Annotated in this window: 12 protein-coding genes; 7 read left to right on the top strand and 5 right to left on the bottom strand. The window is 56.5% G+C overall.

Features of this window, described 5'->3' with window-relative positions:
• Positions 1-5: 5 nt before the first annotated feature.
• A complete protein-coding gene (gene mraZ, locus V7730_RS00230; protein ID WP_335745559.1) occupies positions 6-509 on the bottom strand; it encodes a division/cell wall cluster transcriptional repressor MraZ in 504 nt (167 codons plus the stop codon).
• Positions 510-1380: 871 nt separating this feature from the next.
• Between mraZ and V7730_RS00225 the strand changes: the two genes are divergently transcribed.
• Positions 1381-2130, top strand: coding sequence for a hypothetical protein (locus tag V7730_RS00225; RefSeq protein WP_335745558.1), 750 nt, complete (start codon positions 1381-1383; stop codon positions 2128-2130).
• 5 nt (positions 2131-2135) lie between these two features.
• Here the strand turns inward: V7730_RS00225 and V7730_RS00220 are convergent, their stop codons facing one another.
• The gene (locus V7730_RS00220; protein ID WP_335745557.1) at positions 2136-3209 is read right to left on the bottom strand and encodes an Mrp/NBP35 family ATP-binding protein; all 1074 of its coding nucleotides are present in this window, start codon (positions 3207-3209) and stop codon (positions 2136-2138) included.
• Between the two features lie 508 nt (positions 3210-3717).
• Here V7730_RS00220 and V7730_RS00215 point away from each other — a divergent pair.
• Positions 3718-3936: a DUF1127 domain-containing protein gene (locus V7730_RS00215; protein WP_335745556.1), complete on the top strand. Its 219-nt coding sequence runs from the start codon at positions 3718-3720 to the stop codon at positions 3934-3936.
• A gap of 132 nt (positions 3937-4068) precedes the next feature.
• Here the strand turns inward: V7730_RS00215 and V7730_RS00210 are convergent, their stop codons facing one another.
• Both V7730_RS00210 and V7730_RS00205 read right to left on the bottom strand, forming a co-directional pair.
• Complete coding sequence (locus V7730_RS00210; RefSeq protein ID WP_335745555.1) at positions 4069-4317, bottom strand: helix-turn-helix domain-containing protein; 249 nt, start codon at positions 4315-4317, stop codon at positions 4069-4071.
• A complete protein-coding gene (locus V7730_RS00205; protein ID WP_335745554.1) occupies positions 4317-4706 on the bottom strand; it encodes a hypothetical protein in 390 nt (129 codons plus the stop codon). Before V7730_RS00205 ends, V7730_RS00210 begins: the two co-directional genes overlap by 1 nt.
• Positions 4707-4951: 245 nt before the next feature.
• On the opposite strand from V7730_RS00205, the gene V7730_RS00200 reads away from it, so the two are divergent.
• Both V7730_RS00200 and V7730_RS00195 read left to right on the top strand, forming a co-directional pair.
• The gene (locus V7730_RS00200) at positions 4952-5095 is read left to right on the top strand and encodes a hypothetical protein (protein WP_335745553.1); all 144 of its coding nucleotides are present in this window, start codon (positions 4952-4954) and stop codon (positions 5093-5095) included.
• A 210-nt stretch (positions 5096-5305) separates the two neighbouring features.
• Positions 5306-5575: a hypothetical protein gene (locus tag V7730_RS00195; protein ID WP_335745552.1), complete on the top strand. Its 270-nt coding sequence runs from the start codon at positions 5306-5308 to the stop codon at positions 5573-5575.
• A gap of 4 nt (positions 5576-5579) precedes the next feature.
• Here V7730_RS00195 and V7730_RS00190 read toward each other — a convergent pair whose 3' ends face one another.
• Entirely contained in the window at positions 5580-7991 is a 2412-nt protein-coding gene (locus V7730_RS00190; protein ID WP_335745551.1) for an ATP-dependent helicase, read from the bottom strand.
• Between the two features lie 201 nt (positions 7992-8192).
• Between V7730_RS00190 and V7730_RS00185 the strand changes: the two genes are divergently transcribed.
• From V7730_RS00185 to pyc, 3 genes are all read left to right on the top strand, one after another.
• Positions 8193-8978 (top strand): hypothetical protein, encoded by a 786-nt coding sequence (locus V7730_RS00185; RefSeq protein ID WP_335745550.1) that lies wholly within the window; start codon positions 8193-8195, stop codon positions 8976-8978.
• A 59-nt stretch (positions 8979-9037) separates the two neighbouring features.
• Complete coding sequence (locus V7730_RS00180; RefSeq protein WP_335745549.1) at positions 9038-10183, top strand: alpha-hydroxy acid oxidase; 1146 nt, start codon at positions 9038-9040, stop codon at positions 10181-10183.
• Positions 10184-10370: 187 nt separating this feature from the next.
• Complete coding sequence (gene pyc / locus V7730_RS00175; RefSeq protein ID WP_335745548.1) at positions 10371-13811, top strand: pyruvate carboxylase; 3441 nt, start codon at positions 10371-10373, stop codon at positions 13809-13811.
• Position 13812 lies beyond the last annotated feature (1 nt).

The raw sequence follows: 13812 nt of genomic DNA, 5'->3' as shown, positions 1-13812 counted from the left end.
AACCGCTAAACTCCGGCCGGGCCGTCCAGGAACTGCATCGGATCGAAGTCCTCTGGCAGTTCGTCGAGCCATGCTTCCTGCTTGGCGCGCTCTTCGGTGTCATATGTTTCGGGCTGCCAGATCTGGAAGGTGTCCCCCATCCCGATGAAGAAGGCCTCTTTATCCAGATCGATTTTACCGCGCAATTTCGCAGGCAGAACCAGACGTCCGGTGTCATCGACAGTCGTAGGGAACGACTGCCCGTGAAACAGGGCTTGGAGCATTTTACGCTGCATAGAGCCGCGCGGCAGCGCGTCGATCTTTGCGTCCACCTCTTCAATGGCTTCCATTGTGTAGCATTCAAGATAGCTGCGGCGGTGGTCGCCATAGACGATGACCAACTCGGGGTTTTCGCCATTTTTCCAGTTCGGATCAGAAGCTTCCAGCACACGCCGAAAAGAGGCCGGTATGGAAACCCGCCCCTTCGTATCGACCTTGTGCTGGCTTTCGCCTCTGAACCGTCGGCTCACTGGATTTCCTTTATGCCCTGCCCCTGTCGGCTTGGCTTTGTCCTTGCTTGCGCATTATTCGCTTTTTTGTCGCCTGCCTGCGCGCCCGTCGGTGCATTTTGTGGCGTGGTAGATAGTAGGGTCGGCGCTCACTTGCTGGGCGTCTTGCCGAAAGTAAAAAGGGCGGGTTGATCTGCTGCCACTGATCAACCCGCCGCTTTATCCCGCTGTGCGGGGAAGTCCGACTGCGCGCGCCACCTGGGGGGATGTCTGCTCGCCCGCGCGCCGGATCTCTTGGTCTGATGAAATCGAGGTGCCTGTATGAAACCTGCTAGAGTTTATTGTTGTATGGGGTCGTTTGGTGCCCCGTGTTCTCGTTCTCATCCGATGCACTAGGGATGCCATGGGAAATCATGGGCGTCTACAATTAATTTCAAAATTCCATACCGCATATTGTTTCCCACAGGCCCAAGGAACAACATTTAGCGTTCAGATCATCTAATTGTTAGGCACAATTAGCGTCAAACTTGAAAATAACAACTAGATATAGATAAATTGCTGATGGCCCGAATTTTCCCACAAATTCCCAAAAAAAACCACCCACACAGTTATCCACAGGATATATTCTTCCTTTGTTCCCATGTAAACGTCATTTTCTGATCCGAATCGCTGCGACCCGCCCCCAGCGCCCACAACTTCCCATGACAGTTCGGCGCATTTTTGAAAAATCCCATCTTTTCCCATGCCGATCCCGTGCGTTCTATACAAACAGCCGGTTCCATCTCATTGTGGCCCATTTTCAGCACATTCGATGGCCATCTTGCGTGATCACCTTGCTTAACGCCGACCAAAGCGTCAAAAAGAACAGCACACAAATTAGGAAACGCTTCCGGTGATCACGACGCTCAACCTGCTGCAGAAAGCCATCGGCCTGTTAACGCAACATCCGGTCAAGACGGTGACCGTAATTGCGCCGGCTCTGATCTTAATGGCTGTTGTAGGCTTTACCGCCGCAATCGTGGCGCCTGGCTTTTTGACGTCCGGCCCCCAAGATACGGGCCTGGCAGGTCCGTCCCTTGTGGTTCTTGCAGCCTTTGTCCTCAGCTATGCCATGATGGCTATCCTTTGGCACCGCTACACCCTGCACGATATGGGAGAGCAGCAGCCAATGACATTCAAGCTCGTGATTGGGTATATGTGGCGCGTGCTTGCTTTGACCGCGATCCAGATATCGGTCAACTTTGCACTAATTATACCGCTTATTCTTTATATCCGGTCTAGCGACACCAATGATGCCGCCCCAGCGCTAGCATCGATCCTACTGTCTACGTTTGTAACACAGCTGGTTTTATTGTGGTTGTCGCTGCGGCTGAGCCTCATCTTGCCCGCTGCGGCCCTGGGCAAGCCTATCTCAATGGTTGAGAGCTGGCGCTATACCGATAACGTCTCTCGCACGTTATGGGGCGTGGCTGCGGCAATTGCACTGGCCAACACACTGGTGACCAGCTTTATCGCCCTGATTGACCTCGACAGCGCCAGCTATCGGTTGGTGATAGAGATGACGGCCTATATCATCCAAGGGCTCTTGATCTTCAGCGTATTGACCACCCTCTACTCTCTACAAACCCGCAAGGCCGCTTGACCGCTTCAGGCCATGCCATCCTTGATCAACCCCTCGGAAATGCGCGCATAGGCTTGCGCCATCGGGCTATCACCAAGCGCAACAGGTGTGCCGCCATCGCCCGCCAACCGCGTCTCAAGGTCGATCGGCAGCGTACCCAGCAGCGGCACATCCATGCCCGCAGCTTCAGCGGCCACACCGCCCTGTCCGAAGATCGCATGCTCTGCACCGCAATCGGGGCAAACAAACATCGACATGTTCTCAATCAGCCCCAACACAGGTGTTTTAAGCGTCGCGAACATATCCAGCGCCTTGCGTGCGTCGATCAACGCTACGTCCTGTGGCGTGCTCACCACAATCGCGCCTGTCAGCTTGGATTTAGTGCACAAGGTCAACTGCACATCGCCAGTACCTGGCGGTAGATCAACCAAGAGCACGTCAAGCTCGCCCCACTCGACCTGCCCCAGCATCTGTTGCAAAGCGCCCATCAACATCGGACCACGCCAGATCGTGGCCTTGCCCTCTTCCATCATGAAACCGATAGACATCAGCGTCACACCATGGGCTTTCAGCGGAATGATTGTTTTGCCGTCCGGGCTCGCGGGGCGTTTATTCACACCCATCATGCGCGGAATACTAGGGCCGTAGATATCGGCATCCAGCAGCCCAACCTTGCGGCCCTGCTTTGCCAGCGCCACGGCAAGATTGGTGCTAACGGTAGATTTGCCCACGCCCCCTTTGCCGGAGCCAATAGCAATTATGCGCTGGACGCCGCTTGGCTTGGTCGGGCCGTCCTGCGGCTTGGGGTGACCACCGATCTTAAGGCTGGGCGCTGGGGCAGCCTTGGCCGCCGGACCGTGTGCAGTGAGAGCGACAGTTGCCTTCGTCACACCGGCGATTTCGGACACCAGTTTTTCCGCAGCATCCCGCAACGGCGCCATTGCCCGTGCAACGTCAGCATTCGGGGCCTCGATCACAAAACGCACGACACCATCGTCGACCGAAAGGGCGCGCACCATATCATGCGCAATCAGGCTACGGCCGTCTGGCAAGTTGATCCTGCTTAGGGCTGCTTCTACATCTGCTTTGGTGACGGACATCGCACTACTCCTTGTGACAGCGCATGACATCGCAGATCAGGCAGAAATCGCAAGCTCCGCTCTGCGGCGTGTCATCACATCACCCCAAGACCAAACGCGCAAATATTAGGCACCGCCCCACATATGCACATGCCGCATGACAGCATTGCGCAGAAATTCATTGTGCATGCGCAGCAAAAATTGTTAAAGCTAGTCTATGAAAGCAATCCTCCCGATGGTTTTCTTGAATACCAAAGAGGTCTCCATCCTCCTCCCGGGGATCTCTTTTCTTTAAGGCGGCGACATCTTCCTCCTCCCTGATGTCGTCGCCATTTTTTTATCCAGTACATCTCATCAGATCACAGAGCCGTGATGATTTGTGATTTATTTAGACTTAGAAACAGTAACCTATAATATTTCTGCATATGCAAAAAATGCATAGCTGCATTGCAGCATTACTCCTTGAACCAAATGGTCAAAACCCTAAATACTGATCACAGCAAGACGTAATCGAGATGAAAGAGAAACAATGGCATACTTCACAGACACAACCGCCGCCGTATCCGCGCAGCCACGCCGCATCGCAGCAATTTTCGATGCCATCGGCCTGAAGCTTCGTCAGCGCAGAGTTTACCGTCAGACGTATAACGAGCTGTGCACGCTCACTGCACGCGACCTGGCTGATCTAGGCTTTTCGCGCGGCGACTTCCGTCGCCTGTCGCTCGAAGCGTCAAAGATGGTGAAATAAATTCCTATTCCTTGCGGGTCTTTCCTCCCATCGATCCGCAGGGGAATGACGGCGCGGCAGAGTCTCACCTCCCTGATGACCCCGTGCTGTGAAAGCTGCATCTTTCCCTCCTCCCATTCGGAAGGGTGCACCTTATAGAGCGGCGGACCCAACCTCCCTTGGGTCCGCCGTTTCATTTTTTCGAGACTGCTTCCAGCAAGTCCCCGGCTGACAGTCCAACACCTCGCAGATACGCGCCAGCGTTTCGAACCGTACACCTTTTAACTTACCGGACTTAAAAAGGCTGAGGTTTTGCTCCGTGATTCCGATGGCTAGGGCCAAGTCCTTCCCTTTCATCTTGCGCTGAGCGAGCATGACATCCAGCCTGACGATAATTTCCATCAGACGAATTCCTCATTTTCGCGGGCGATGCGGATCGCCTCACGCATGACCAGCCCCAGAAAGAAGAAGGCCAGCCCACAAAATACGGGGCCCAAATTGCCGCTGCTGTACCAAAAGCGCAGTGGCAGCGGTCCGCCAGCATTGTGCCAAGAGCGGATCATCGGACTGACCGCACCGGCCAGCAAGGATGTCGTGGCAGAGGTGAAGATCAACAAACCCATCGCCTTAAGCCGACCAGCGATTCGAACATCAAAGACCACACCGTTTCGCAGAAGAACAAGCATCGAAAACCCGACCAGATAGCCCAAAGTGCCAAGCACTGCGGGAACCAACCAAACTATGAAGAAGACGAGCCGCGTACCAAAGGCTATCTGTGCGTCACGGTCCACCCAAGCGTCATTTCGTGTCCACTTACCCAGATCGAGAAACGACAGTTCAAGATTCCACGATAACGCTTCATAGGGTTAATATAGCATCATCTACAGCATCAAAATCATTGCAACCGTAGACCAGCTTCGTATGCGATCCATGAGGTTCTCCATTAATAAATTGTTTCCTTACAATACTTTTTTATTCTTTTTAGATTAATTATATTTTTTTATGATTGAAATTTCTCAACCCAAGGATATTCATCTTGAAGCATTTTCTCCTAGCCGCTGCACTCATTATCGCCACTCTGACCGCCGCAGCCGCGCAAACCAAAGATTTCGGTAGCGCAGTGCGTATGGCCAAAGTCCCGGGTATCGAACTGTCGCGCATTCAATGCGAAAGCTTCTGAGCGTAACGCAGCAACAAAAGTCATTTTGGCGCGTTTTAAGTAGTTCCCGGTACCGATCACGGCTTTTGGACACGAGAATTTCACGATTTTGACATCGCGAAGGCCGCTGCCAAAAAGGGCTGTGAGATTGTATCCGACGGCGCCGACTGTCAGCTCTACGCCCTGCTCTACCCCGCAGGAATTGATCCGAGCGCCAGCAGTGTTAGGGGATTGGGGCTTCAAGCCTCAAAAGACCTCAAGACCCGATATAAGCGTGAACAGCAAAAAGGGAAATTCGGTGCATTCGCGCTGAACCTTGCGTTCGGTTACGACGTCTCGTTCGGTTGGGGTACACCCGCCGAAGCCCGCGAAGCTGCTATGGCTTATTGTAAATCAAGCTCGGCCCAAGCTCTTGGACCTTTGGGCATTGAGGCGCGCAAATGGGCAAAGCAACGCGGGCTTGAGAAATGCACTGTCATCGACACCCACGCGCCAGACTAAAGCCTTAGAACGGCACATCATCCGCTGCAGTCAGAAAACGCGCGACAACTTTCTTGTCGCCCGCTTTTTCAAAGGCGACCTCCAGTTTATCGCCCTCAATCCCGATGATAGCACCATAACCGAACTTCTGGTGGAACACCCGCTCTCCCATGACAAAGCTGCTGGTGGCGGTCATGTCGATTGTCATATTTTTGGATTCGGACGGTTGGCTCATCCCGCGCGTACCAGCACGCGATTGCAAACGGCGCCATCCCGGAGAGTTGTAGACATTCGCCTCGGCCGCAGCTTCGTGCAGCGTGCTTTGCGGCATGGCAGCACCAAATCCGCCGCCATAAAGTCCCGGCGGGGTTAACACGTCCACATGCTCTTCGGGGAGTTCATCGATAAAGCGCGATGGCATCGCGTTTTGCCATTGGCCGAACACCTGACGGTTGGCGGCGAAAGAAATCGTGCAAATCTCTTCGGCACGGGTGATGCCCACGTAGGCCAGCCGCCGTTCTTCTTCCAAGCCCTCCAAGCCGCTTTCATCCATCGACCGTTGGGAAGGGAACAGCCCGTCTTCCCAACCGGGCAGGAACACGACCGGAAACTCCAACCCCTTGGCCGCGTGCAGCGTCATGATCGAAACCTTGGCCCCTTCGCTTTCCTGCTCATTGTCCATGATCAGGCTGACGTGTTCGAGGAAACCTTGAAGGTTTTCAAACTGATCCAACGCCTTAACCAGCTCTTTGATGTTCTCAAGCCGCCCTGCCGCTTCGGGCGTTTTATCGTTCTGCCAGTGGCCAGTATAGCCGCTCTCGTCCAGAATCATCTCTGCCAGCTCAACGTGGCTGATCTCTGGTGGCGCAAAGTCCATGCGGACCGGTCCGCCGTCATCCAGCACGCTGTCATCGTTCACTTCGATCCGTGGGCCGCGCAGCTTGGACGACCAACGATCAATACCTTCAATCAGCAGACGCAGTTGCGTGCCACCCTTCCCGCCGATGCCGTTCTGGGACAGTAAAATCCGCGCGCCTTCCACCAGATTGGTACCGTTTTCCCGCGCCGTGCGCTGTATCTTCTTCTGCGCCACATCGCCAAGTCCACGCTTGGGCGTGTTCACAATCCGCTCAAACGCGAGATCGTTGTCAGGCGAGATCACGACGCGGAAGTACGCCATCGCATCCCTGATCTCGAGCCGTTCATAGAATCGCGGACCGCCAATCACGCGGTACGGCAGACCGATGGTCAAAAACCGGTCCTCGAACGCGCGCATCTGGTGGGAGGCACGCACAAGAATCGCCATATGATCAAGGCTGAAGGGGCGCAGTCCGCGTGTACCGCGCTGCATGGATTCGATCTCGTCCCCGATCCAGCGCGCTTCTTCGGCGCCGTCCCAATGGCCTATCAAACGAACCTTTTCACCGTCGGTCGCTTCGGTCCAAAGCTTCTTACCCAAACGCCCTTCGTTGCCGGCAATCACGCCGGATGCGGCGGCAAGGATATGTGGGGTCGAGCGGTAATTTTGCTCAAGGCGCACGACATGGGAGCCGGGAAAATCCTTTTCAAACCGCAGAATATTGCCCACTTCTGCACCACGCCAGCCATAGATTGACTGGTCGTCATCACCCACGCAGCAGATATTCTTGTAACCCGCAGCCAGCAGGCGCAGCCACAGGTACTGGGCCACGTTAGTATCCTGATATTCGTCCACAAGGATGTATTTGAACCAACGCTGATACTGGCTCAGCACATCCTCATGGGTTTGAAGGATAGTGACCATGTGCAGCAGCAGGTCGCCAAAATCGGTGGCGTTCAGCTCCAACAGGCGCCTTTGATAGGCGGCGTAAATTTCTGGGCCGCGGTGGTTATAGGCACCCGCATCAGCCACCGGCACCTTGTCAGGCGTCAGCGCGCGGTTCTTCCAGTCATCAATGATGCCTGCCAGCATCCTTGCGGGCCAACGTTTGTCATCAATACCTTCGGCGGACACCAGTTGCTTGAGCAGGCGCAACTGATCATCCGTATCCAGAATGGTGAAGTTGGATTTCAGGCCCACCAGTTCGGCGTGGCGGCGCAGCAATTTCACACAAATCGCGTGAAAGGTGCCAAGCCACGGCATCCCCTCAACCGGTTGGCCAAGCATGGCCCCTACGCGGTTCTTCATCTCGCGCGCGGCCTTATTGGTAAAGGTCACAGCCAGAATTTCGTTCGGGCGCGCACGTCCCGTATTGAGCAGATGCACGATCCGTGCCGTCAGTGCCCGCGTCTTGCCCGTCCCTGCCCCTGCCAGCATCAGGACTGGACCGTCCATCTTCTCCACGGCTTCGCGTTGTGCGGGGTTCAGACCGTCCAGATATGGCTGTGGGCGCGCGGCCATCGCACGCGCGGACAATGAGGCGCCTTCAAAGGCGGCATTTTCATCAAAACTGCTCATGCTGGGGAAACTAGTCCGAAAGCTGTGGGAATTAAAGAGACGTTCGCATTATGTTCCGCATCATTTTTTCGCGCATGCACTCTTGCTTGATAAAAGACGTTACCTTCAGGCGTATGAAACTCCGTACAATCCGGCCTTATTCACACTTTGCTAACCAATTTGCATTATATTAACGAGAAGTGACGCTATGAGAATAATGCCATGTTTAAGTCCAACAGCACATCGAAAATGCGCGAGCAACTGGACCGGCTTGCCATCCCGATGTTCATAGCCGAGCTGCGCGCAGACGACAGCCAGTTCGAAATCCTCGCACTCAACGCTACACACGAGACCCATTCCGGAATGGTGATGGCTGATGTGATCCACCGCCCACTCAGCGATATTCTTCCCGCCGAAGAGGCGCGTGAGGTGAACACGCGATATTCAAGATGCATCCAGCACGACGGACCTGTCCGCTACCGTGAACAGCTTCGCATGCCGCATGGCGCAATGATCTGGGATACTTCGCTAAGCCACCTGTCCCTGCCTGACGGCCGCGAGCGGGTGATTGGCACTGCCGTGATTGTGAAGCGGATAAAGCGGCATGACCTTGATACTTTGGCGTTTCACGACGTGGAGTATTTTGCGGCCAGCTCCTCAATGCGGCTCAACCAGATATCCGACGTACTCGAAGCGGTCGAAAGCGGACACATTTCGCCGGAGCAGTTGGCAGGATCGGCAGGCATGCTGGCTGCGCTTTGCCGGAGCATCGATGAAACCATGAGGGAGTTGCGCAGGATCGCGACAGACCGTCTGGCACAGGAAGACCAAATGCTGCCACTAATTGCTTCAAAAGACAGCGCTTTTTCGGATGCGGGATGCGAAGTCGACAGCGCCATCAATGCACTTATCGCTGCTGCGAATAACCTGAATACTGGCGTTGGATATGTACAACCGACGCCTACGGAACCACTCTCCAACGATACAGTCCCGCAGCACAGACAATAGGCCCGCGTTTTGCTCAACTGGCGCTGGACAAATCCCTACACTAACCGCCAAATACCGGAATGGATCTGCATTCAAAATACCCCGCCCTCAGTGATTTGCGCACACGCGCGCAAAAGCGAATCCCAAAATTCGTTTGGGAATATCTAGACAGCGGCACAGGTGACGAAGCCACGAAGGCGCGCAATCGCGCGGGGCTTGATCAGCTGGGGATGATTCCGTCGATTCTGCATGGCGAATTCGCGCCCGATCTCACGACAAACTTTCTGGGCCACAAGATGCCCCTGCCCTTTGGTATTGCCCCGATCGGAATGTCAGGGTTGATGTGGCCCGATGCCGAGGGCCATCTGGCACGCGCAGCGGCGCGGGCGGGCATCCCCTACAGCATCTCGACCGTCGCGACCCAAAGCCCCGAAGACATCGCGCCCCATTTGGGGGAACATGCCTGGTTCCAGATGTACCCGCCGCGCGATGCCGACATCCGCCGTGACATGCTCGCACGGGCCAAGGCGGCGGGGTTCTCAACATTGATCCTCACCGTTGACGTCCCCGTGGCCAGCCGCCGCGAACGGCAGGTGCGATCTGGCCTCACGAACCCGCCGCGCCTGACCCCGCGCCTGCTGGCGCAAGTGGCGATGCGCCCCGCGTGGGCGATGGGTATGGCCCAGCGCGGTATGCCGCATATGCGCGGCTTGGACAAATATGCCAACGCAGCCACCGATGGGCTCTCTCCAACCGCGCATGTCGGTTACCTGCTGCGCACTGCACCGGACTGGGAGTACGTCAACTGGCTGCGCACCGAATGGGATGGTAAGTTTCTTGTAAAAGGCGTGTTGCGCCCCGAAGACGCAATCCGGTTGGAAGGCTTGGGTGTCGATGGCATTTGGGTTTCAAACCACGCTGGTCGCCAGTTTGACGGCGCTCCCGCCGCGATCGAGGCGCTGCCCGGCATCCGTGCTGCCACCAAACTGCCCCTGATCTTTGACAGCGGGATTGAAGGAGGCTTGGATATCCTGCGCGCTTTGGCATTGGGGGCTGACTTTGTTATGCTAGGGCGTGCGTTTCACTTTGCGCTCGGGGCTCTGGGGCCGAAAGGCATTGACCATCTGATTGACATACTGGCCAAAGATATGGCCTCCAACATGGGCCAGATCGGCGCCCGAAACCTGCAAAGCCTGCCCGAGCTAGTATCCCTTCCGCCCCGCTAGGCCTTTCATTGCATTGAACAGCTCACACATGGCCGCCAACGGGTGAAATCTGCCCACTGGCAACCAATTTTGGTAATTCCAATGAGAACGGGCGCTAAATCGCGCTTCTACCCAATGACACGCATTGCGGCATTGCAGGCGTTGCGCCTACAAATTGCCCCATAGGCGCAACTGCAAAGGCTTCTCCATGACTGAATTCAGCAAAATCCTCATCGCTAACCGTGGCGAAATCGCCATTCGCATCATGCGTGCGGCCAGCGAGATGGGCAAAACGACCGTCGCCGTCTTTGCCGAAGAGGACAAGCTGGGTTTGCATCGGTTCAAGGCGGATGAGGCTTACCGCATTGGTGCGGGCCTTGGTCCCGTGGCAGCCTACCTTAGCATCGACGAGATGATACGCGTGGCAAAGAATTGCGGCGCTGATGCTATCCATCCCGGCTATGGCCTGCTGTCAGAGAACCCTGATTTCGTCGATGCCTGCGTGCAAAACGGGATTACTTTCATCGGTCCCAAGGCTGACACGATGCGCGCGTTGGGGGACAAAGCCTCTGCCCGCCGCGTGGCGGTAGAAGCAGGCGTACCGGTCATCCCTGCGACCGAAGTGCTCGGCGACGATATGGCCGCGATCAAAATAGAAGCGGCCGAAGTCGGTTATCCCCTGATGCTCAAAGCGTCATGGGGCGGCGGTGGACGCGGCATGCGCCCGATCTATAATGAAGAAGAGCTGGAAGAGAAGGTCCGCGAAGGCCGCCGCGAGGCCGAGGCCGCCTTTGGAAACGGTGAGGGCTATCTGGAAAAGATGATCCTCAAGGCACGGCACGTCGAGGTTCAAATCCTTGGCGACCGCCACGGCGACATCTATCACCTGTATGAGCGAGACTGTTCGGTCCAACGGCGCAACCAGAAGGTGGTCGAGCGTGCCCCTGCCCCCTACCTCACCGAAGAGCAGCGCGCCCACGTTTGTGAGCTGGGCCGCAAGATCTGCGCCCATGTGGACTATGAATGCGCAGGCACCGTTGAGTTCCTGATGGATATGGAGACCGAGCAGTTCTTCTTTATCGAGGTGAACCCGCGCGTGCAGGTCGAACACACCGTGACTGAGGAAGTGACCGGCATCGACATCGTTCAGGCGCAAATCCTGATCGCCGAAGGCAAGACCATTGCCGAAGCCACCGGCAAAGCGTCCCAAACCGATATCCAGTTGCAAGGCCACGCCCTGCAAGCCCGCATCACGACCGAAGACCCGCTCAACAACTTCATCCCCGACTATGGCCGCATCACCGCCTTCCGCGAAGCCACAGGCATGGGCATCCGGCTGGACGGTGGCACAGCCTATTCCGGTGGCGTAATCACGCGCTACTACGACAGTCTGTTGGTCAAAGTGACGGCCAAGGCCCAAACGCCTGAGCAGGCGATTGCCCGCATGGACCGCGCCCTGCGCGAGTTCCGTATCAGGGGCGTGAGCACCAACATTGCGTTTGTGGAGAATCTACTCAAGCATCCCACCTTCCTTAACAACACCTACCACACCAAATTCATCGACGAGACGCCGGAGCTGTTCCAGTTTGCCGCGCGCAAGGACCGTGGCACCAAGGTGCTGACCTACATCGCCGATATTACTGTTAACGGACATCCCGAGACCAAAGACAAGCCACTGCCCGCCCACGCAACCCGTGCGCCCCTGCCACCAGTCAGCCGCGCAGAGCCGATGATGGGCACGCGCAATCTGCTGGAGCAAAAAGGCCCACAAGCCGTGGCCGACTGGATGAGCCAGCAGCGCCAGCTCTTGATCACGGACACTACTATGCGTGACGGGCACCAAAGCCTGCTTGCCACCCGCATGCGCAGCCATGACATGATAAAAGTTGCTCCTGCCTATTCGGCTAATCTGCCCACGCTCTTCTCGGTTGAGTGTTGGGGTGGTGCGACGTTCGACGTGGCCTACCGTTTTTTGCAGGAATGCCCGTGGCAGCGTTTGCGCGATATTCGCGAGCGGATGCCGAATATCATGACCCAGATGCTGCTGCGCGCGTCCAACGGTGTGGGCTACACCAACTACCCCGACAACGTGGTCCAGCATTTTGTGAAAACGGCCGCCAATTCCGGCGTTGATGTGTTCCGCGTGTTCGACAGCCTTAACTGGGTCGAAAACATGCGCGTGGCCATGGATGCGGTGATTGAAGCAGGCAAAGTCTGCGAAGGCACGATCTGTTATACTGGGGATATCTTCGACCCCGACCGCGCCAAATATAATCTGAAATACTATGTCGCCATGGGCAAAGAACTGAAAGCCGCAGGCGCGCATGTGCTGGGCCTTAAGGATATGGCCGGACTTTTGAAACCGGCGCAGGCGCGTCAGTTGGTTTCCGCGCTAAAGTCTGAAGTCGGATTGCCGCTGCACTTCCACACCCATGACACTGCAGGCATCGCCTGCGCGACGATCCTTGCGGCAAGCGAGGCGGGCGTGGACGCGGTGGACTGTGCAATGGATGCGTTCTCGGGCAACACGTCGCAGGCCACGCTCGGCTCTGTGGTTGAGGCGCTGCGCCACACCGACCGCGACACCGGCCTTGATATGACGGCTGTGCGCGAGATTTCCGACTACTGGGAAGAAGTACGTCACCAGTACGCCGCGTTTGAAACCGGCATGCAGGCCCCCTCTTCCGAGGTTTACCTACACGAAATGCCCGGCGGGCAGTTCACCAACCTCAAGGCGCAAGCCGCAAGCCTTGGCCTTGATGACCGTTGGCCCGAGGTTGCGCGCACCTACCGCGATGTGAACCAAATGTTCGGCGATATCGTGAAGGTTACCCCAAGCTCCAAGGTTGTCGGCGATATGGCCCTGATGATGGTGTCCCAAGGGCTGACGCGCGCGCAGGTCGAAGACCCAGACACCGACGTCTCCTTCCCCGAGTCTGTCGTCGACATGATGCGCGGTAATCTAGGCCAGCCTCCGGGCGGTTTTCCCGAGACGATCGTGAAAAAGGTGCTCAAAGACGAAAAACCCAACCTGGAGCGTCCCGGCGCGCATCTGGCCCCTGTTGACCTCGAATCTGTGCGCAAGGAACTGTCCGCCCAGTTTGACGGTGCGGCGATCGACGATGAGGACCTTGCCGGCTACCTCATGTACCCCAAGGTCTACACCGACTACATGAGCCGCCATGCCACCTATGGCCCCGTGCGCACACTGCCCACGCCCACGTTCTTTTACGGGATGGAGGCAAGCGAAGAAATCTCTGCCGAAATCGACCCCGGAAAGACACTGGAGATTCGCCTGCAAGCCATCGGCGACACCAACGAAGATGGCGAAGTGAAAGTGTTTTTCGAGCTCAACGGCCAGCCGCGGGTGATCCGCGTACCGAACCGTCTGGTCAAAGCCACCACCGCCCAGCGCCCCAAAGCCGAAGTCGGCAATCCCAACCACATCGGCGCGCCGATGCCGGGTGTTGTGGCCTCTGTTGGTGCCGTTGTTGGCGCTGCGGTCAAAGCGGGTGATTTGCTGCTAACCATTGAGGCGATGAAGATGGAAACCGGCCTGCACGCCGAACGCGATGCGGTAGTCAAAGCGGTCCACGTAGTGCCCGGTGGCCAGATCGACGCAAAAGACCTTTTGATAGAGCTGGAATAGC

The organism is Sulfitobacter sp., assembly GCF_036961165.1.
GTDB lineage: Bacteria > Pseudomonadota > Alphaproteobacteria > Rhodobacterales > Rhodobacteraceae > Sulfitobacter.
This window is presented reverse-complemented; position numbering and strand designations above follow the sequence as displayed.

What these genes read in the sequence shown, in the direction of transcription:
- V7730_RS00180 (WP_335745549.1), top strand. Translation starts at nt 9,038, where the DNA reads ATGGATCTGCATTCAAAATACCCCGCCCTCAGTGATTTGCGCACACGC.
- pyc (WP_335745548.1), top strand. Translation starts at nt 10,371, where the DNA reads ATGACTGAATTCAGCAAAATCCTCATCGCTAACCGTGGCGAAATCGCC.
- V7730_RS00220 (WP_335745557.1), bottom strand. Translation starts at nt 3,209, where the DNA reads ATGTCCGTCACCAAAGCAGATGTAGAAGCAGCCCTAAGCAGGATCAAC.
- V7730_RS00190 (WP_335745551.1), bottom strand. Translation starts at nt 7,991, where the DNA reads ATGAGCAGTTTTGATGAAAATGCCGCCTTTGAAGGCGCCTCATTGTCC.
- V7730_RS00185 (WP_335745550.1), top strand. Translation starts at nt 8,193, where the DNA reads ATGTTTAAGTCCAACAGCACATCGAAAATGCGCGAGCAACTGGACCGG.
- V7730_RS00210 (WP_335745555.1), bottom strand. Translation starts at nt 4,317, where the DNA reads ATGGAAATTATCGTCAGGCTGGATGTCATGCTCGCTCAGCGCAAGATG.
- V7730_RS00215 (WP_335745556.1), top strand. Translation starts at nt 3,718, where the DNA reads ATGGCATACTTCACAGACACAACCGCCGCCGTATCCGCGCAGCCACGC.